Below are 18,760 nucleotides of genomic sequence, written 5' to 3'. Positions count from 1 at the left end.
CAGGTGCTGCATCGCAGCACCTGCTGGTCGAGTGGCGACGGGAGTCCGCGGCGCTCAGATGTCGACCTTGGCCCGGTTGCGCACCTTGTTCACCGCGACGACCAGGATGCCCAGGGCCAGCAGGCCGTACAGGCTCAGCGCCAGGGCCGAGTCCAGCAACGCCCCCGGGTCGCCCTCGCTGACGGCCAGGGTGCGGCGCAGGCTGGTCTCGGCCAGCGGACCCAGGATGACCGCGATGAGCACCGGGGCCAGCGGCAGGCCGTAGCGCCGCAGCATGAAGCCGATCAGCCCGATGAGCACCAGCAGGATCAGGTCGACCAGCGACGAGCTGGCCGCGTACACGCCGAGCACCGCGAACACGGTGATGCCGGCGTACAGGTACGGCTTGGGGATGAGCAGCAGCTTGGCCCAGATCGGCGCGAACGGCAGGTTGATGATCAGCAGCACCACCATGCCGACGAACAGGCTGGCCAGCAGGGCCCAGACCAGGTCCGCGTTGCGGGTGAACAGCAGCGGCCCCGGCTGCATGCCGTACTGCTGGAATGCGGCCAGCATGATGGCCGCCGTGGCCGACGTCGGAAGCCCAAGTGCCAGCAGCGATCCCATCGCCGAGCCGGCCGTGGCGTTGGCAGCCGACTCCGGCGCGGCCAGCCCGCGGATCGCGCCACGACCGAACTGCGGGTGCTTGCGCCGGCGGTCCAGCCGGCGTTCCAGCCCGAAGGCCAGGAAGGTCGGGATCTCGGCCCCGCCGGCCGGGATGGCGCCGAACGGGAGGCCGAAGGCCGATCCGCGCAACCAGGCGGGCAGCGCCTCGCGGAACTCCCGCCGGTCGAGGTAGGGCCGTCCGCTGATCGTCATGGCCGTGACGGTGGCGTCCTTGTGGATCCGGGACGCCACGTGCAGCACCTCCCCCACCGCCAGCAGCCCCACGGTGATGACCACGATGTCGATGCCGTCCAGCAGCGACGGCACGCCGAACGTGTAGCGCGACGCCCCGCTGATCGAGTCGACGCCGACCATGGCCAGGGAAAGGCCGATGGCCAGGGCGGCCAGCCCCTTCACCGCGGAGTCGGCCACCACCGCGGCGGTGGCCACGAACGCCACGATGGCCAGCGCGAAGTACTCGGCCGGGCCGAACACGGTGGCCAGGTCGGCCAGCACCGGGGCGAAGAACACCACCAGGATGGTGGCCAGGATGCCGCCCACGAACGCCCCGATCGCCGCGGTGGCCAGGGCCTGGGGCGCGCGGCCGCGTTTGGCCATCCGGTGGCCCTCGAACGTGGACGCGATGGCGGTGGAGTTGCCCGGTGTGTTCATCAGGATGGCCGTGGTCGAGTCGCCGAACAGCCCCCCGTAGTAGATGCCGGCGAACATGATGAAGGCCGCGATCGGGTCGAGAGTGAAGGTGATCGGCAGCAGCAGCGCCACCGCCATCGACGATCCCAGCCCGGGCAGCACGCCGACCGCGGTGCCGAGCAGGCAGCCGACGAACACCCACATCAGGTTCATCGGGGTGAGCGCGTCCCCGAAGCCGCCGATCAGGTTCCCGAGTTGGTCACCCACGTCAGAGCACCCCTTCCAGGAAGCCGGCCGGCAGGTTCAGCCCGAGCAGGTTGCCGAAGATCAGCTGGATGGCGGACGACATGACCAGGGCGACCGAGATGTCGAGCACCGGACGCCGGGACCCCATGGCGTACGCGACGCCCCAGAACAGCAGCCCGGCGGCCAGGATCCAGCCGACCGGCCGGAGCAGCACGATGAAGGCCACCAGCGAGCCGAGCACGATGCCCAGCGCCCGCCAGTCGCTCACCGCCCCGGCCGGCCACGGCGCCCGTCCGGGCGGCACGTCCGGGGGCGTCTCGTCGATGGGATCGCCGTCGGCGTCGCGCGTCTCCTCAGCCACACGGTCGACACGGTCGATACGGTCGCCGGCAGCCGGTGACGACGACGCCTGCTGGCGGGCCCGGGCGCGCAGCGTCGACACGGCCGACAGCACGGCCATGACCACGAGCAGCCCGATGACCAGCCAGGGGAAGAACGTCGGCCCCGGCACCTGCACGCTCGGCGGGACCTCCATGCCCAGCGTGCCCACGATGAGGAAGCCGGCCAGCGCGAGCAGCACCAGCGGCACCACCAGCTCCGAGAGGCCGCCCCAGCGGGCCGTTCCCAGCGGTCCCGCCGCCCCGGCGTCGTCCGGCGGGGTGGTCGCCCCGCCGGTCCGTGCCGGCACCGCGGCGACCGCACCCGACGCGGGTTCCCGACCCGCGCTCCGATCGTCCATGCTCATCCTCATGCTCCGATCCCGAGTTCGGTGGCGATGTCCTGGATCCGGGCGGTCTCGGCCTGGATGAACTGCTCGAAGTCCGCACCGGTGAGGAAGGTGTCCTTCCAACGGTTCCGGGCGACGGTGTCCTGCCAGGCCGCGCCCTGCACCATCTCGGTGACGATGTCGGTGAGCTGCTCCCGCTGGTCGTCGCTCAGGCCGGGCGGGGCGACCAGCCCACGCCAGTTGGTGAGCTCCACGTCGACGCCCTGCTCGCCCAGGCTCGGCACGTCGATGCCTTCGACGCGCTCCCTGGTGCCCATGGCCAGTGCCCGGACGTTGCCGGCCTCGATCTGGTCGGCGAACTCGTTGTAACCGGAGATGCTGGCCGTCACCGTGTTCGCCAGCAGCGCGTTGAGCGCCTCGCCACCGCCGGAGAACGCGAGGTAGTTGAGCTGCGTCGGGTCGATCCCGGCGCTCTCGGCCACGAGACCGGCCAGCAGGTGGTCGGTCCCGCCCTTGGAGCCGCCGCCGATGGCGGTGCCCGGTGGGTCCGCCCGCCACGCCTCCAGCAACTCGTCCAGGGTCTGGTACGGCGAGTCCCCCGGCACCACGATGACCTCGAAGTCCTCGGCCAGCCGGGCGATGGGCGTGACGTCGGCCAGGGTGGCGTCACTGTCGTTGGCGATGATCCCGCCCACCATCACGGTCCCGGTGACCATGAGTGTGCCGCCCTGGCCGGTCATGTCGGCCAACTGGCCCAGTCCGATGGTGCCGGCGGCCCCAGGGATGTTCACCACCTGCACGTTGTTGACCACACCCTCGGACTTCAGCGCCTGTTGCGACTCGCGGGCGACCAGGTCCCAGCCGCCACCGGGGGCAGCCGGGGCGATGACGGCGAGGCGGGCCCGAGCCGAGTCGCCGCCGCCGGACCGGGCCGTGGCGATCAGCCCGGCGCCGATGACCAGCACCGCGACCACCGTCCAGACGACCATCGGCCAGCGACGGCGCGGACGGGGCCGGGAGGCCGCGCGGACGACGTCCCCGCCGTCGACACCGGGGGGAACAGGAGTGCGGGTGGATGCCATCGTCGGCCTTCCAGGGATGCGGATGCGATGCGAGAACGGAACAGCTGGTGGACATCCGACCGGGCGGTCGGCGCGGTGGTCTCAACCGACGGCGCGGACGGCGAGGACCGGCACGGTCGCGTTGAGCAGCACGTCCTGCGCGGCGGAGCCGAGGAACAACTTGCCGACCGGGGAGCGCTTGCGCAGCCCGATGACGATCATCTCGGCGTCCAGTTCGCTGCCCAGGTCGACGATCTCGTCGGCCAGGTGCTCCGGCCGGTGCGCCGGCCGGACCGCGACCGGCACCGGTCCCCCGGCGTCCTCGGCCAGCAGCCGGTCCAGCTCATTGAGCCGGACGAGCGGGTCGTCCCCGGGGTGCGCCGGCGCGGTGAGGACGACCAGATCGGTGTTCCGCAGCCGGGCCTCGGCCACCGCCCGGTCCAGGGCGGCCTGCCCCTCCGGCGTCTGCTGGTAGGCGGCGAGGATCGTCATGCGCGCTCCCGGACGGCGATGGCCGCGGCGGCGGCGCCGGGGACGCCGGTCCGGAGCCACCGCGGCGACCGAGCGCCCCGCGGGAACCCGGCACCGCGTTCCCGTCACCGTCGCCGCACGGCGACTCGATGTGACGTGCAGCACGCTAACTCCGGCGACGGCCCGGCGCGCGGTTCTGGTCGTTCCCGCCGCTTTCCCGCGTTGACCCGACTTCTGCGCATTGTGCGCACGGCATCAGCGCCGGCGGCCGGGCCGTTACTGTCGCCGCATGCGCCGTCCCCGGCTGCGGTTCACCGGCCAGCTGCTCCTGCTGCAGCTGGCCGTGGTCACGGCCGTCGTCGGACTGGGCTTCAGCCTGTTCGGCACCCTGCTGGACCGTCAGCTGTCGACCGAGTACGGGCAGCGCGCCCTGGCGGTCGCCCGCAGCACGGCGGAGAACCCGGTGGTGCGGGATGCCGTGGCGCGCTGGGCGGCCGACGACCGCGCCGCCCCGGAGACCGGCACCGAGCTCGCAACCGGGGCGGTGCAGCAGCAGGCGGAAGCCGTCCGGGGGCGGACCGGGGCGCTGTTCGTGGTGGTGACGGACGACCGCGGCATCCGGCTCGCCCACCCGGACCCGACCCAGCTGGGCCGCCCGGTGTCGACCGATCCGTCGGTGCCGCTGGCGGGCGGCGAGGAGGTCGTCGAGCAGCGCGGCACCCTGGGCGAGTCCGCCCGGGCCAAGGTGCCGGTGTTCGCCCCGGACGGGTCGGGAGTCGTGGTGGGTGCGGTCAGCGTCGGGATCGACGCCGACGTGCTGGCCTCCGCGCTACGGGCCGACCTCCTCATCGCGGCGGGCTACGCGGCGGCCGCCCTCGGCCTGGGCACGGTGGCGTCGGTGCTGCTGGGCCGCCGGCTGCGACGGTTGACGCTCGGCCTGGAGCCGGAGGAGATGGCCGGACTGGTCTCCGAGCACGAGGCTGTGCTCGGCGGCATCGCCGGCGCGGTGGTCGCGGTGGACGCCACGGGTCGGATCACCGTGGCCAACGACGAGGCCCGGCGACTGCTGGGCGCGCGCATCGGTCCGGGCCGCACCCTCGACGACGCCGACGTGCCCGCACCGTTGCGGCACGCCATCTCCGACCGGCTGCGGACGGCGGCCCCGACCACGGCGCCGATCGATCAGCCGCTCCTGGTCGTCACCGGCGGCCGCGTGCTGGTCTGCTCGGTCCGACCGGTCAGTCGCGGCGCCCGGGACCTGGGCGTGGTGCTGTCGGCCCGCGACCGCACCGAGATCGAGTCGCTCACCCGCCAGTTGGACGCCGTGCAGACGATGAGCAGCGCCCTGCGGGCGCAGCGGCACGAGTTCGCCAACCGGCTGCACGTCGTGCACGGACTCATTGCCGCCGGGCGCAGCGTCGAGGCCGACGAGTACGTCCGCACGCTGCTGGGGTCCGGACCGCTGGGCACGCTGCTCGACGGGCTGGAGGCGGTGCGCGACCCGTCGGTGCAGGCGTTCCTGTCGGCCAAGGCGGCGCACTTCCGCGAACGCGCCGTGGACCTGCGCATCGGAGCGCAGACCTGGCTGCCGGAGCTCGTCACCGACCCGGTGGCGGTGACCACGGTGCTGGGCAACCTGCTGGACAATGCCATCGATGCAGCCGTCGATGCAGCCACCACCGAGCGCGGTCCGGTACCGGACCGCTGGGTCGACGTCGAGCTGCTCAGTGACGCCGGGACGCTGTACGTGACGGTGGCCGACAGCGGCCCCGGCGTCCCGGAAGCGTTGCGAGAGCGCCTGTTCGAGCCGGAGGTGACCGGCCACCCGATCGGCTCCGGGCGGGGGCTCGGGCTGAGCCTGGTCCGTCAGGTGGCCCGGGCCACCGGGGGCGACGTCTGGCTGGCCGAGCCCGGCGGCGACGGGTCGGCGGGCGCGGTGTTCGTGGCCAGACTCCCGGGGGTCCTGGCGAGCCGCGGAGGCGCCACGGCCGGTCCGGTCGGCCGGCCGGCCGGCTCCCCGCAGACGGAGGCGTCGTGGCGCTGACCGTCCTGGTCGTCGACGACGACTTCCGGGTGGCCCGGTTGCACGCCGACATCGTCCGGGCCACGCCGGGATTCGCCGAGCCGGACAGCTGCGCCTCCGTCGCGGAGGCGATGCGGCTGGCCGCCCGCGGGGTCGACCTGGCCCTGGTCGACCTGTACCTGCCGGACGGCAGCGGCCTCGAACTCGTCCGGTCGCTGGACTGCGACGTGTTCGTGCTGTCGGCAGCGGCCGAGGCGGGCACCGTGCGGACCGCCCTGTCCCGTGGCGCGCTGGCCTACCTGGTGAAACCGTTCGGCGCCGAGGCACTCTCGGACCGTCTCGGCGCCTATCGCCGCTACCGGGCGCTGCTGGACGGCGCCGACGTGGTGCAGCAGGATGCCGTCGACGCCGCGATCCGGGTGTTGCACGGGCAGGGCGCCGGGACCCGCCCGAAGGGACACTCCGCGTTGACCGAGCAGGCGGTGGCGCAGGCGGTGGCGGCGGCCGGCGAACCGGTGTCGGCCGCCGAGGTGGCCGAACAGGTGGGCATCTCGCGGGCCACCGCCCAGCGGTACCTGGCCCTGCTGGCCGACCAGGGCCGGCTGGACGTGCAGCTCCGCTACGGCACCACCGGACGGCCGGAGCACCGGTTCTCGCCGGTGCGGGCCGGAGCCGGGCCGCTCAGCTGAGCGGCCCGGCTCCAGGACTCAGATCACCACTGGTCCCAGTGGATCACCGCATCCGGCTCCGGCCGGTCGGCCGGCTTGAAGTCGGTGCCCTTGGTGAACGCCAGCGGGGTGAGCACGGCCTGGGCCACGGTGTCGAACGGGATGCCGAGCACGTCGGCGACGTCCTTCTCCCGGGACAGGTGCATGGAGGTCCAGGCGGTGCCCAAGCCGCGCGCGCGGGCGGCCAGCATGAAGCTCCAGGTGGCGGGCAGCACGTTGCCGGTCGCCGCCTTGGCCGCGTCGCGGTTCGGCCCGACGCTGCAGCTGAGCACCAGCACCGGCGCCTCACCCATGTGCTCGCCCAGGAAGTCGGCCGAGCTGGCCACCCGCATCCGGGTCCGAGTGTCGGCCGTCTCGGCCGCGCCCTCGGTCAGCTTGCCGGGGTATCCGGCGGAGGCGCGGTACCCCGCGTACACCTCGCCGTAGATCCGGCCGACCTCGCGCCGCTTGTCCTCGTCGGTGACCACCACGAACTGGGTGGTCAGCACGTTGGACCCGGTGGGCGCCTGCAGGGCCATGGCCACGCACTCGCGGACCAGGTCCTTGGGCACCTCACGGGAGAAGTCCAACCGCTTGCGCACCGCGCGGGTGGTGGACAGCAACTGGTCGGGATCCAGGGGCAGCAGGCTCACAGCAGACCTTCCGGGTCGGTGGTGGGGATGTCGGGATCTCGGGCTGGTTCAGACGGCCTGGTGGGTCGACCGCATGATCATCTCGTTGATGGCGGTGCCGGCCGGGCGGGTGATCATGAACTCGACGGCGTCGGCGACGTCGTCCACGGTCAGGAACACCGACGACGCCACCGACCGGTAGGCCTCGGTCATCGGGGTGTCGACCATGCCGGGCGAGACGATGCCGACCCGCACCATCCGCTCGGTGACCTCCTGGCGCATGGCCTCGCTCAGTGCGGTCACCGCGTGCTTGGTGGCCGAGTAGATGTTGTTGCCGGCGAGCGGACGTCGGCCCGAGGTCGAGGAGATGGACACGAAGTCGGCCACCCCACGCGGCCCGTCGGCGGCCGCGGCCAACAGGTGCGGCATCGCGGTGTGGGCGGTGTTCACGAAGCCGGAGACGTTGGCGTCGATCATCGACTGCCAGCTGCCGGGCTCGGCCGGTACGAACGGGGCGAGGCTGGCCACCCCCGCGCTGCTGACCACCACGTCGAGCCGACCGTGTCGCTGCACCGTCCCGTCGATGGCCGCGGTGATGGCGGACAGGTCGGCCACGTCGGCGATCGCGGTCTCGGCGGCGCCACCGGCCGCCTCGATCTCCTGACGGACCCCGTCCAGCGCGTCGGCCCGGCGGCCGACCAGCACCACGGTCGCGCCCAGTCGGGCCAGGCGGCGGCTGATCGCGGCGCCGATGCCGCTGGAGGCGCCGGTGACCAGCGCGACGGCGCCCTCCAGCGGCCCGCTCACTGGATCTCGGAGGCGGCCGTGGGGACCACCCGGGTGACCTTGATCAGGTCGCGGATGAGCATGGTGCCGACCTTCGGCGAGATCTCGTTGACCCAGGTGTCGTCCTGGTAGACCGCCGCGTACAGCTCCTCGCGCTGCTCCTCGGACTCGAAGCGGCGCGACCACACGTACTTGTCCTCGTCCTCCTCGTCGAGGAAGGACCCGTTGATCACCATCCCCTTCGACGTCTGGAACGGGATGATGACCTCCTCCATGTACTTGACCCACTCGTCCCGGGTGCCGGGCTGCAGGGTGTAGTGGCGGATCTCGTAGAACGCCATCGGTTCCTCCTGGAGGTGGACGGTCGACCACGGTGGCGACCGGTCCGCCCGGGCCACGGTGCCCGGACGGGATGCACTGTCGGCGGGGACGGTCAGGGACAGCCAGTGACGGTCAGCCGAGCCGGGCGGCCAGCTGCCGGTTGTCGAACTGCTCGTCGGGACCGGCCAGCCGGCGCACGGTCCTGGTCGGATCGGCGAACACCGTCTCGGACGTCATCAGGCCCTGGTCGTCGAAGTCGATGAAGACGGCCGAGTGGCTGGTGGTCGAGTACCGGGCGTCCGGGCCCGCAGCCGGATCGGCCGGGATGCCCATCGCCGCGGCCAGCCCGGCCGGCACCACCATCCGGACCGCACCGATGCCGGCGAAGGTGTGGGCGTCCACGGCGAACTGCTCCCACTCGACCCAGACGGTGCTCTGCCCGCCGGCACACAGCCCCTCGAACGCCGCCCGGACCGCCGCGCCACGGGGACCCTCGGTCCGGGTGCCGTCCGGCGCGACGTTGACCAGGTGGAAGTCGTCGGCCAGCGTCCGCATGATGCCCTCGACGTCCCCGACCAGCTCCGCGGCCAGCCGGTCGATCGAGGTCTGCAGGGTCCGTCGGGTCGCGCCGTCCACCTGGTCCAGGCGGGCCTGTAACTTCCGGATCGAGTCCAGCGGATCGATGCCCGGGTGCGTGCTCATGTCGTCCTCCGCGTCGAGTCCGTCGATCGAGCGGCAGGCCGGCCGTCTCCACCGGGCACCGCCGGGGAGCAGGCTACCGGCACGAACGAACGTTCGGTCGTTCGGGTGAGTCAGAGCCGAGCACCGAAGCGTCCGTCGCGTCACGGTCGTTCGCCTGCTCGCAGGTGGACCGAGTGCACCCGAGCGGCGCCGTCGGCGCGCGACGGTTCGATCGGACGGCGTCAGCGAGAGCCGAACCGCGCGATCGCGTCGGGCGTGACCGGGCTGAAGAGGTTGACCACATTGCCGTCGGGGTCGCTGATCAACATCGAACGGTTGCCCCACGGGAGCGTCGTCGGTTCCATCAGCACAGCCACGCCCGATCCAGTGACGCGGTCCCGCTCCGCATCAACGTCGTCGACCATCAGCTCGAGCATCACCGTGCGGTTCGACGACGGTTCGACGGACCCGGCCGCGAACGCGTCGGTCAGCCTCGAGCTGCTGATGGCCACGGTGGCGCCAGGCAGGACGATCTCGGCGAACTCCTCGTTGGTCCACTGCGCTGCAACTCCGGTGAGCTTCTCCCAGAAGCCGACCAGTCGCAGGACATCTGACGTCGGCATACGGATGGATGCGAACTTCATCGGTACCTCCTCGATGGTTGTCAGCCAACTTATATCAGCTCCCTGATATCTTTGCCAGGTGACGGATGACTTCGGGCGGCGGTTGACGTACCTCTTCCGCCGGGTGAACGGCGCGTTGTCACAACGGCTCGACCGCATCCTGAAGGGCTTCTCGTTGACCCAGGCACAGCTGTCAGCGCTGGCCCTGCTCGATGCAGAGCCGTCCGGCACTCTGTCCGGAGCCGAGTTGAGTGATCGCTCAGGCGTGACGCCGCAGTCGATGTCCGCCGCTGTCGCCGGCCTGCTCGACCGCGGCCTGGTCGTCCGCACCCCGCACCCCAGCCACGGCCGCATCCTGCAGATACACCTCACCGCCGCCGGTTCTGATCTGCTCCACCAGGTTCAGGCGGAGAGCGCCGTCGATGACGAGGCGGCTGGCCTGGATCGCCACCAGGAGGACCAGCTCCGCGCCCTCCTGCGCCAGATGATGCGGGCATTGGACCTCTACCTGCCGCCCGACGACGCAGACTGACCACGAGGCCTGTGCAGGCGATCCGGCAACGATCCGAGCGTCGCCCAGCCGGCGATGGCCGCAGGATCCATCCAGGTGAACTCCCGGAAGCGTTCGGCCGGGTCGGCGAGGGTCCGGCCGTCCATGAAGCTCATGTCCTCGTCCCCCCGGTCGGGGTGGCTCCGTTGGCCAGCACGGTCTCGAGGATGCGGTCGACGCCCTCGCCGGCCTCCGCGCTCAGCGCGAGCAGCATCACCACCTGGCCGCCAGGCTCGGACACCGGCCGCTCCGGACGGGAGGGGCGGAGTCCCTCGCGCTCCAGGAGCAGCACCACGATCACGTCACCGGTGACGGCGGAAACGGTGGTGTCGCCGAGAACTGGTCGTGGATCGAGCAGTCCAGCTTCTCGACGACCGCCCGAGTTGTGGTCCCCGTCGGTCGCCGGCAGGTTGACGAAGATCCTCTGGGCCATGGCGGCTTCCTCATGGCCCCGTGGTCGTGTTCACCGGGCCACGCCGGCAGCGCCACAGCGGTGGTCGCCGACCCAGCACCTGGTTCCCCCCTTCCCGCTCCTGTCCCCGGACGGCGGCGTGGCCCGGCCGAGCAGCGCGGGCCTCCAGCCCGCGCCTCGCTGAACTTGGTCGCTGAATTCGGTCGCGAAAGTTCTCATCGACCCGGTCTTGGCCGTGAGTACGGTCGCAGATCGCGAATGCATAGCGTTTTATGGACAGTATGTTCGCTAGGCGGTAGGTTCGGTCGGTACTCAGAGAGGAGTTCAGCGTGACTCATCACACCGCATCCGCCGAGGAACTCGAGGCCCTTGCCCGGCACGCCCGCTGGCTGGTACTCAGCACCGTGGCCGACGCCGGCGCCGGCCACATCGGGGGCCCGCTGTCCCAGATGGACCTACTCCTGGCGCTGTACTTCAACCACCTGCGGATCGATCCCTCCGACCCCCACAGGGACGACCGCGACCGGTTCGTGCTCTCCAAGGGACACACCGCGATCGGGCTCTACACCGTGCTGGCGCTGCGCGGATATTTCGATCCCGCCGAGCTGGCCACCTTCGACCACGGCGACTCGCGACTGCAAGGACACCCCGACATGCGCATGCTGCCGGGCATCGACGCCTCGACCGGTTCATTGGGACAGGGCCTGTCGGTCGCCGTCGGGATGGCCCTGGGTGCGCGACTGCAGCAGCGGGACTTCCACACCTGGGTGCTGCTCGGCGACGGCGAGATCGAGGAGGGCATGGTCTGGGAGGCCGCGTACGCAGCGTCGCGGTACGGTCTGGACAACGTGACTGCCATCGTGGACCGCAACGGTCTGCAGCAGTACGGGTGGCCGGCCGGGGCCAGCGACCGCTTCGACCGACGAGACCCGTGGGCGGGCAAGGACGTCGGTGCGATCTTCCGCGGCTTCGGCTGGGACGTCATCGACATCGACGGCCACGACCACGCCGAGATCGACCGGGCACTGGAGACAGCCTGCGGGGCGCGGGGATCCGCGGGCCGTCCCACGGTCATCCTCGCGGAGACCGTCAAGGGCAAGGGCGTGAGCTTCACCGAGGGCACCTACCGGTGGCACAACGGAATCGCCACCGCGGACCAGTTGGCGGCGGCGCGTGCCGAGCTGGGCCAGCCCGAGACGGTGGGAGTGGCTCGGTGATCGCGCAACGACAGGTGTGGGGCGAGACGTTGGTCGAGCTCGGTGCCTCTGACGACCGGATCGTGGTGGTGGACGGCGATCTGGCCAATTCGACCAAGGCAGACCTGTTCGCCGCCGCTCACCCGGAGCGCTTCGTGGAGGTGGGCATCGCCGAGCAGAACATGGTCGGCATCGCCTTCGGGCTGTCCACGCTCGGGTACCGCCCGTGGCTGTCCACCTTCGGGGTCTTCCTCACCCACCGGGCGCTCGACCCGATCCGGATGCTGGTGTCGCAGACCGGTGCCGCGGTCCGGATCGCCGGGGCGTACAGCGGGCTGCTGAACGGCCGGTCGGGCAAGACCCACCAGGATGTCGCCGACCTGGCCATCATGCGGACCATGCCCGGGATGACGGTGCTCGCGCCCGCGGACGAACACGAGATGCGCGCCGCGGTGCGCTGGGCCGCCGACCATGACGGGCCGCTGTACCTACGCATTGCGCGGGACGCCGTGGCCCCGGTGTTCGACATCGACACCACGTGGGAGGACTGGGCACCGCGCATGCTGCGGGACGGTGGCGACATCACCGTGGTCTCCACCGGGGTGCAGACCTCCCGGTGCGTCGACGCGGTGCGCCTGCTGGCCGACCGCGGGATCGATGCCCGGCACATCCACGTGCCCATGCTCAAGCCGCTCGACGAGGACCGGTTGGCCGGTCTGCTGGGCGAGCGTGTCGTCACGGTCGAGGAACACACCATGATCGGCGGCCTCGGCGGATTGGTCGCCGAGATCGTCGCGGCCCGACGGTCCACCCAGACGGTGACCCGACTGGGACTGGCCGACGGCTGGTCGGAGTCCGGTCCCGACGCATTCCTGCTGGACAAGTACGGCCTGTCCGCGTCCCGCATCGCCGACCGGATCGTCGGCGTCCATTCCCGTCCCGTCGGCACCCCAGGAGTCTGACCATGAGCGTGCAACGCGTCCTCCTCACCGGCGCGGCCGGCTACATCGGCCAGGCGGTGGCGCAGCGGCTGCTGCGAGCCGGCCACGTGGTGACCGGGCTGGTCCGCTCGGACGTCGCCGCCGCCACGGTGCGCGCCCAGGGGGTGATCCCGGTCCGCGGGGACCTCGACAACGTGGCCGACCTGGGCCCGTTGACCGCCTACGACGCGGTGATCGACACGGCGACGGCAGACCATGCCCAGTCCACGACGCAGTTCCTCGAACTGCTGGCCGGGACCGGCAAGACGTACATCCGCACCAGCGGGACCGGCGTCTACACGGACATGGCCGCGGGCCGGGCATCCGAGGTGGTGCATCGGGCCGGCGAGTGCTTCGATCCGGCCGAGGTCGTTGCGGAGCGCTACCGTTCCGATCTGCGGGTCGCGGCGGCAGCATCGGCTGGGGTGCGCACCATCGTCATCCGGCCGTCGATGATCCACGGTGACGGCGCGTCCGAACAGCTCCCGCTGTTGATCCGCACCGCGCTGCAGGCGGGCGAGAGCATCTACGTGGCCGAGGGCGAGAACCGTTGGGCCAACGTCTTCCTGGCGGACCTGGCCGACGTGTACGCGCGCGCGCTGGACGCCGCACCACCGGGCAGCATCTACGACATCGCAGCCGGCGAGCTGCCCATGCGCCGGATCGCCGAGGGCGTCGGCGAGCTGACCGGCGTCCCAGCGCGGTCGGCGACGCTGGCCGAGGCTCACGCCGCGCTCGGGGAGCGCTGGGTCGACGTGGCGCTGGCCAGCAACAGCCGGGTCGACTCGGCGCCGGCTCGGGAGGAGTTGGGGTGGCAGCCGACAGGCCCGGCGCTGCTGGATGACCTGGTGCGGGGGTCCTACCGGCGGCTCTGGGCGTTCAAGGCCGATCCGCACGACCATGTCGCAGCGGTGTCAGCATGACCGCGGTGGAGCATGACCACCTGGATCCGGCGAGGAGGCCGCAGCGATGAAGGACGGCATGATCGTGTTCGACTGCGTGGTGCACACACAGGACTTCACCGACCGGCAGATCGCGCCGGGGACCGACGGCCGCAACGTGGTCGCCCACCGGGTGAATCAGGCGGCGTTCAACGATCTGATGGCCAGTCGGGGCGGTCCCGCGTCCAAGCCGGATTTCTTCGACCCGGTCGATCCGCAGTGGGCGGAGGCGCAGCTGTTCGAGCGGTCGGACACCGACCTGGCCATGGTGCAGACGGTACCGCTGTTCGGTCCCTGGCAGGACTCATTGGGGCCGGCCCGACTGTGCTGGGAGCTGACGCAGGTCAACCCGGATCGGCTGTTGTTCTGCGGCGGGGTGGACCCCAGTTGGCAGGGCGTGCAGGCGGCGGTCCAGGAGATGGAGCGTCAGGTGCTCGAGTGGGGGGCCGTGAGCTTCAAGTTCTACACCTACCAGGATCGGCACCACTCGTGGCGGGCCGACGACCCGGAGATCGCCTACCCGCTGTACGAGAAGGCGCTGGACCTGGGGGTCAGACTGGTCCAGTTCCACAAGGGCTACCCGCTGGGACTGCATCCGGTGGAGGCGTTCCGCCCCAACGACATCCAGATGGCCGCGTACGATTTTCCGGACCTGAACTTCGGCCTGCACCACATGGGCGATCCGTACGTCGACGAGACCATCAGCATCGCCGGGCGGTTCCCCAACATCCACCTGATGCTCCCGCTCTGGTTCAACCAGTCGTTCCTCGAGCCGTACCCGATGCTGCACCGTCTCGGACAAGCGCTGTTGCGCATCGGGCCGGACCGATTGGCCTACGGCTCGGAGGGTTTCATCTGGCCGGACATCCAGGCGTACATCGACCTGTGGGCCGATCTGGAGATGCCTGAGGAGCTGCAGGACCGCTACGGGTACCCCGAGCTCACCCGGTCGATCAAGGAGAAGATCTTCGGACGGAACTTCGCGAACGCGCTCGGCATCGATCTCGACGCCAAGGTCTCGGGGCTCAGCCGTGCGTGAATCCGTGGTCTGCGCCGATCTGGACGACGCGCTGCGCGAGATCCGTCCGCGGCTGCGCGGTCACGCCGGGGACATGCGAGCCGAGCTCGACGACGGCGGAACGGTTCGCGTCTGGTTCGAAGGTGCCTGTGAGACGTGCCCGGCGATGGCTGTGACCTTCGCCGGCCTGGTGCGGACGGTGTTGCTCGGGGTGCCGGGCGTCCGCCGGGTCGAAGCCGATCAGGTGCATGCATCGCCGCGCAGTCTGGATCGGATCGCCCGGGCGCTGGGGGGCCGGATCGTGGTGGAGGTTTCAACCCGGGCCCCCGATCGCCGCCGGACCGGGGCGCCCCCCGGAGCCGGGTGCCGCCACGCGGCGTCCACCGGCCTCGACCGGTTGCTTCATGGCGATCCCATCTGGCCGGCGGCCTCGGTCAGCGACCTCCGCAGGACGTCGACCCGACCGAGGATGTCCTCCCGGCGGCCAGCCACCGACAGCGCGGCGAGCAGTGCACCTCCGTCCAGGACCGGGACGGCGATGGCGGCGACCCCGATGGTCACGTCCTGGTCTGACACGGTGGCGCCGGTGGCCTGGCTGGTCTCGATGTCTGCCTCGAGCTCCGGTCGTGTCACCAGGCTGTGTTCGGTGACCGGATCGAACGGCGCTCGGTCGAGGTACTCATCGGCGTCCTGCGGCCCGAAGGCAAGACTGATGCGTCCGACGCCGCCCAGGTGCAGCGGCAGACTGCCACCGGGACGCAGCACCAGGATCTTGTAACTGCGTCCGTGCAGTCGGCGGATGCACACGGTCCGGTCCGGGCGGGGCACCGACAGGAAGACGGTCAGCCCGGTCCGGTCGCGCAGCTCCTCGAGCAGGTCGTCCCGATCGAACCAGGACGAGGCGGATCGCAACGCCGCCTCGCCGAAACCGAGCCACCGGGTGCCGAGCGCGAACGACCCATCGGCCGACGGAACGACAAGTCCCTCGTGCGCCAGAGCGGTCAGCAGGCGGTAGACGCTCGGCCGCGGGACGCCGAGGCGACGCGCCAGGTCCGCCGGAGGGAGCGCGCCCGCATGGGCGAGCGCCTCGACCGCCGCGCGTGTGTGCCTCAGCACCCGATTGGACTTCTCGGCCATCACGCGGTACCCACCGTGGCCCCGAGTCCGGCCGAGATCTGTTGCCCTGCTTCCACGATCAGCGCCGGGAAGTCGACCCCCGGGGCCGCGGCCCGATCGCGCAACCCGCTCAGGGACACCGAGCCGACCACGGATCCGCGATGGTCGAACACGGGTGCAGCCGCCGTGAGGATGCCGGGCGTCACGTCACCGTCGGACACCGCCACGCCGCGGGAGCGCACCGACCGCAACGCCCGCTCGAGTTCCACGACGTCGGCCTCGGTGAGGGGGTTGGTGTCCGCGGCGGCCAGGGCGGCGATGTATCGCCGGCGGAACTCCTCGGATTCGAAGGCCAGGATGGCCAACGGGCCGGCACCGCGGTGCAGCGGCAGCGAGCCGCCCAGCGGGAACTCGGCGCTCTGGATGTCCGCGCCGTCGAACCGCTCGATGCAGACCGCCCGCCGGTCGTGTCGCACGCACAGGTAGGTGACCTCCCGCGTCCGGCCGTTGAGCCGGAGCAGGACCGGCGACGCCAGCTGGCGGATGTCCAACGATGTCTCGACCGACTGTGCGACGTCGGCCAGGTCGATGCCCAGCCGGTACTGGCCACGGGCTGGGCCCTTCTCCACCCACCCGATGCCCTCGAGATGACCCAGGATCCGGTACACCGAGGTCACTGGCTCGCCGAGGTCGGCGGCCAGACGGGCCGCGCTGGCATCAGGACTGCGCTGCAACGCGGACAGCATGCGGGTCATCTTCGACACGACGCTCATCCCGGCGTTGTCATCGCCACCGATGCCAGCTTCCGACTCCGGCGCCGCCGCACCTCGGACCGCCCTGCCTGTCCCCGTCATCCATCCTCCCGGAATCCGGACACAATGCTAACCCTCGACCGAAGCGCCCGGAACGAGGGGCGCGTCACCGATGACGCGTTTCGTGAACACAATGTCCAGAAAATGCTAGACAGCCTCGGGTGAAGACCGTACTGTCCTCGGCGACGGACCGGAAACTGTCCGAGCGGAAGCAGGCCTCGCGACGCGGCGAGAGCTGGGCGTCCGCGCACGCGAGGAGGCGTTGATCATGCAATCTGGTCCGGAGACGCCATCGCTGATCACTGGGGCGGTGTCCGGGTTCGACGGCGCGGTCGCCATGGTCACCCGCGCGGCGTCCGGCATCGGGCGGGCCGTGGCCATCGCATTGCTGGCCGCGGGCGCCGCCGTGGCCGTCGTCGACCTGCCGGGGCCGGCCATCGAGACGACGAGTCGAGCGCTCACCGAGCTGGGTCCGGTGGTCGCCCTCCCGGTCGACGTCACGGACGGTGGCGCGGTCGAGGATGCGGTCCGGACGGTGCAGACCCGCCTGGGGCCGCTGACCTTGGCGGTGAACGCCGCCGGTGTCGCGCAGGCGGTGCCGGCGGAATCGATGGATCAGCAGTCCTTCTCCCGGCTCCTGGAGATCAACGTCACCGGGGTGTTCCTGTCCTGCCGGGCTCGGGCCCTGGCGATGTTCCCGTCCGGCGGCGGCTCCATCGTCAACCTGGCGTCGATCTCCGGGATCGTCGCGCACCGCGAGATGCTCCAAGCGCACTACAACGCGAGCAAGGCCGCAGTCGCTCATCTGACCCGGTCGCTGGCCACGGAGTGGGCCGACCGCGGGATCCGGGTCAACAGCGTGTCCCCCGGCTTCACCCTCACCCCGATGAACCTGCGGCCGGAGGTCGCGGACGTCCGTGAGGCGATCTCGCGCCGCATCCCGCTGGGCCGGTTCGCCATTCCGGAAGAGATCGCCGCGCCGATCCTGTTCCTGCTCTCGCCCGCCGCCGGGTACTGCACCGGCACCGACCTGCTGGTCGACGGCGGATACACCGCGCTCTGACTCCGGGTGCGCCCGCACCCGGCTCACGTCCCCGAACCTGTTCTCCCGGAAAGAAGGTCGACGATGACCGAGCCCATGGACCGTGCCCGATCACGGCGGCCGCTGCGTCACCAGGTGCGCTGGCACCGCGGTGCTGCGGCGGCCGGAGCCGCCACCGTCCTGCTGTTGGCGGCCTGCAGCACCGAGCCGGCGGCCGGATCCCCGAACACCGACGGTGGCTCGGACACCCGGACCATCGGCGTCTCGATGTCGTTCCTGAACCAGTTCTACGCGGCGGCTGTCGAGGGCATGGAGGACGAGGCCGCGGCGCAGGGCTGGAAGTTGGTCGTGCTCAACGCCAACTCCAACAGCTCCCAGCAGGTCAACCAGGTGCAGAACCTGGTCAGCCAAGACGTCGGCGCCGTGATCTTCGCGCAGCTGGATGCGGCGTCCGGTGGTGCCAGCCTGACCGCGGCCAACGACGCCGGCGTCCCGGTCATCGCGATCGATCAGGTGCCCGCCGCGGGGGACTACGTCACCTACATCGGCAGCGACAGCGTCCGGATGGGCGAGCAGGCCTGCGACTTCCTGGTCGAGACCATCGGCGGTAGCGGCGACATCGCCATCGTGCAGGGCGTTCCGGGCTCGTCCACCCAGCTGCAGCGGACCGAAGGCTGCGATCGGGTGCTCACGGCCACCAGCTCGGTCTCAGTGGTGTCGACGACCAGCGCCAACTGGGACCAGAACACCGCGGCCAACGTCTTCGCCAATGTGCTGACTGCCAATCCCGACCTGGACGGCATCTTCGCCCAGAACGACGACATGGCACTCGGGGCCGCCACGGCGATCGAGTCGGCCGACCATCCGGCCATCCCGATGGTGACCATCGACGGGTTCCCGGCCGCCTACGAGGCGATCGACGCCGGCACGGTGACCGCAACGATCAGCCAGCAGCCCTATCTGATGGGCCAGCTCGCCGTCCGCAACGCCATCACCGCGATCGACGGCGGCGCCGCCGACATCCCCAAGGACCAGATCCAGGAGGCGGTACTGGTGACCAAGGAGAACGTCGAGCAGGCCCGGGCGGCCAAGTACTACGGCAGCGCCGGCTGAGGCCGG

General features: G+C 71.2%; 21 protein-coding genes and 1 pseudogene. 10 read left to right on the top strand and 12 right to left on the bottom strand.

Features of this window, described 5'->3' with window-relative positions:
• Positions 1–54 precede the first annotated feature (54 nt).
• The 4 genes from JL106_RS14835 to JL106_RS14820 form a co-directional block, all read right to left on the bottom strand.
• Positions 55–1,509, bottom strand: coding sequence for a tripartite tricarboxylate transporter permease (locus JL106_RS14835; RefSeq protein ID WP_205261541.1), 1,455 nt, complete (start codon positions 1,507–1,509; stop codon positions 55–57).
• Between the two features lie 55 nt (positions 1,510–1,564).
• Positions 1,565–2,281, bottom strand: a complete 717-nt coding sequence (locus tag JL106_RS14830; RefSeq protein ID WP_205261510.1) for a tripartite tricarboxylate transporter TctB family protein — start codon at positions 2,279–2,281, stop codon at positions 1,565–1,567.
• An 8-nt stretch (positions 2,282–2,289) separates the two neighbouring features.
• Complete coding sequence (locus JL106_RS14825) at positions 2,290–3,258, bottom strand: tripartite tricarboxylate transporter substrate binding protein (protein WP_407940174.1); 969 nt, start codon at positions 3,256–3,258, stop codon at positions 2,290–2,292.
• 174 nt (positions 3,259–3,432) lie between these two features.
• Positions 3,433–3,822 carry a universal stress protein gene (locus JL106_RS14820; RefSeq protein ID WP_205261508.1) on the bottom strand — a complete coding sequence of 130 codons (390 nt, stop codon included), beginning with the start codon at positions 3,820–3,822 and terminating at the stop codon, positions 3,433–3,435.
• A gap of 268 nt (positions 3,823–4,090) precedes the next feature.
• Between JL106_RS14820 and JL106_RS14815 the strand changes: the two genes are divergently transcribed.
• Together JL106_RS14815 and JL106_RS22170 are read left to right on the top strand one after the other, a co-directional pair.
• On the top strand, positions 4,091–5,845 hold the full coding sequence (locus JL106_RS14815; protein WP_205261507.1) for a sensor histidine kinase: 1,755 nt from the start codon (positions 4,091–4,093) through the stop codon (positions 5,843–5,845).
• Complete coding sequence (locus JL106_RS22170) at positions 5,836–6,513, top strand: response regulator (protein ID WP_205261506.1); 678 nt, start codon at positions 5,836–5,838, stop codon at positions 6,511–6,513. Before JL106_RS14815 ends, JL106_RS22170 begins: the two co-directional genes overlap by 10 nt.
• Positions 6,514–6,536: 23 nt before the next feature.
• On the opposite strand, the gene JL106_RS14805 is transcribed toward JL106_RS22170, so the two are convergent.
• The 5 genes from JL106_RS14805 to JL106_RS14785 form a co-directional block, all read right to left on the bottom strand.
• The gene (locus JL106_RS14805; protein WP_328842474.1) at positions 6,537–7,184 is read right to left on the bottom strand and encodes a nitroreductase family protein; all 648 of its coding nucleotides are present in this window, start codon (positions 7,182–7,184) and stop codon (positions 6,537–6,539) included.
• Between the two features lie 48 nt (positions 7,185–7,232).
• On the bottom strand, positions 7,233–7,970 hold the full coding sequence (locus tag JL106_RS14800) for an SDR family oxidoreductase (RefSeq protein ID WP_205261505.1): 738 nt from the start codon (positions 7,968–7,970) through the stop codon (positions 7,233–7,235).
• A complete protein-coding gene (locus tag JL106_RS14795; protein WP_205261504.1) occupies positions 7,967–8,290 on the bottom strand; it encodes an NIPSNAP family protein in 324 nt (107 codons plus the stop codon). The genes JL106_RS14800 and JL106_RS14795 overlap by 4 nt, the downstream gene beginning before the upstream one ends.
• A 112-nt stretch (positions 8,291–8,402) precedes the next feature.
• Positions 8,403–8,972, bottom strand: coding sequence for a hypothetical protein (locus JL106_RS14790; protein ID WP_205261503.1), 570 nt, complete (start codon positions 8,970–8,972; stop codon positions 8,403–8,405).
• A 221-nt stretch (positions 8,973–9,193) separates the two neighbouring features.
• Positions 9,194–9,595, bottom strand: coding sequence for a VOC family protein (locus tag JL106_RS14785; RefSeq protein ID WP_205261502.1), 402 nt, complete (start codon positions 9,593–9,595; stop codon positions 9,194–9,196).
• A gap of 58 nt (positions 9,596–9,653) precedes the next feature.
• Here JL106_RS14785 and JL106_RS14780 point away from each other — a divergent pair, with 58 nt between their 5' ends.
• A complete protein-coding gene (locus tag JL106_RS14780) occupies positions 9,654–10,106 on the top strand; it encodes a MarR family winged helix-turn-helix transcriptional regulator (RefSeq protein ID WP_205261501.1) in 453 nt (150 codons plus the stop codon).
• Between the two features lie 130 nt (positions 10,107–10,236).
• Here the strand turns inward: JL106_RS14780 and JL106_RS14775 are convergent, their stop codons facing one another.
• The gene (locus tag JL106_RS14775; RefSeq protein WP_205261500.1) at positions 10,237–10,557 is read right to left on the bottom strand and encodes a hypothetical protein; all 321 of its coding nucleotides are present in this window, start codon (positions 10,555–10,557) and stop codon (positions 10,237–10,239) included.
• Positions 10,558–10,865: 308 nt separating this feature from the next.
• On the opposite strand from JL106_RS14775, the gene JL106_RS14770 reads away from it, so the two are divergent.
• From JL106_RS14770 to JL106_RS22585, 5 genes and pseudogenes are all read left to right on the top strand, one after another.
• Positions 10,866–11,753: a transketolase gene (locus JL106_RS14770; protein ID WP_205261499.1), complete on the top strand. Its 888-nt coding sequence runs from the start codon at positions 10,866–10,868 to the stop codon at positions 11,751–11,753.
• Positions 11,750–12,694: a transketolase family protein gene (locus JL106_RS22165; RefSeq protein ID WP_205261498.1), complete on the top strand. Its 945-nt coding sequence runs from the start codon at positions 11,750–11,752 to the stop codon at positions 12,692–12,694. The genes JL106_RS14770 and JL106_RS22165 overlap by 4 nt, the downstream gene beginning before the upstream one ends.
• Before the next feature lie 2 nt (positions 12,695–12,696).
• Positions 12,697–13,635: an NAD-dependent epimerase/dehydratase family protein gene (locus JL106_RS14760; protein WP_205261497.1), complete on the top strand. Its 939-nt coding sequence runs from the start codon at positions 12,697–12,699 to the stop codon at positions 13,633–13,635.
• A gap of 46 nt (positions 13,636–13,681) precedes the next feature.
• Positions 13,682–14,692, top strand: coding sequence for an amidohydrolase family protein (locus tag JL106_RS14755; protein ID WP_205261496.1), 1,011 nt, complete (start codon positions 13,682–13,684; stop codon positions 14,690–14,692).
• Positions 14,693–14,765: 73 nt separating this feature from the next.
• A pseudogene (locus tag JL106_RS22585) lies at positions 14,766–14,846 on the top strand (hypothetical protein); the annotation flags it as partial.
• Positions 14,847–15,073: 227 nt separating this feature from the next.
• Here JL106_RS22585 and JL106_RS14745 read toward each other — a convergent pair.
• Both JL106_RS14745 and JL106_RS14740 read right to left on the bottom strand, forming a co-directional pair.
• Positions 15,074–15,787, bottom strand: coding sequence for an IclR family transcriptional regulator (locus tag JL106_RS14745; protein ID WP_205261494.1), 714 nt, complete (start codon positions 15,785–15,787; stop codon positions 15,074–15,076).
• Between the two features lie 20 nt (positions 15,788–15,807).
• The gene (locus JL106_RS14740) at positions 15,808–16,560 is read right to left on the bottom strand and encodes an IclR family transcriptional regulator (RefSeq protein WP_205261493.1); all 753 of its coding nucleotides are present in this window, start codon (positions 16,558–16,560) and stop codon (positions 15,808–15,810) included.
• 307 nt (positions 16,561–16,867) lie between these two features.
• Here JL106_RS14740 and JL106_RS14735 point away from each other — a divergent pair, with 307 nt between their 5' ends.
• Positions 16,868–17,662, top strand: a complete 795-nt coding sequence (locus JL106_RS14735) for an SDR family oxidoreductase (RefSeq protein ID WP_205261492.1) — start codon at positions 16,868–16,870, stop codon at positions 17,660–17,662.
• Positions 17,663–17,725: 63 nt separating this feature from the next.
• Positions 17,726–18,754: a sugar ABC transporter substrate-binding protein gene (locus tag JL106_RS14730; RefSeq protein ID WP_205261491.1), complete on the top strand. Its 1,029-nt coding sequence runs from the start codon at positions 17,726–17,728 to the stop codon at positions 18,752–18,754.
• Positions 18,755–18,760: the final 6 nt, after the last annotated feature.

It is taken from the genome of Nakamurella leprariae (genome assembly GCF_016918035.1).
GTDB lineage: Bacteria > Actinomycetota > Actinomycetes > Mycobacteriales > Nakamurellaceae > Nakamurella > Nakamurella leprariae.
This window is presented reverse-complemented; position numbering and strand designations above follow the sequence as displayed.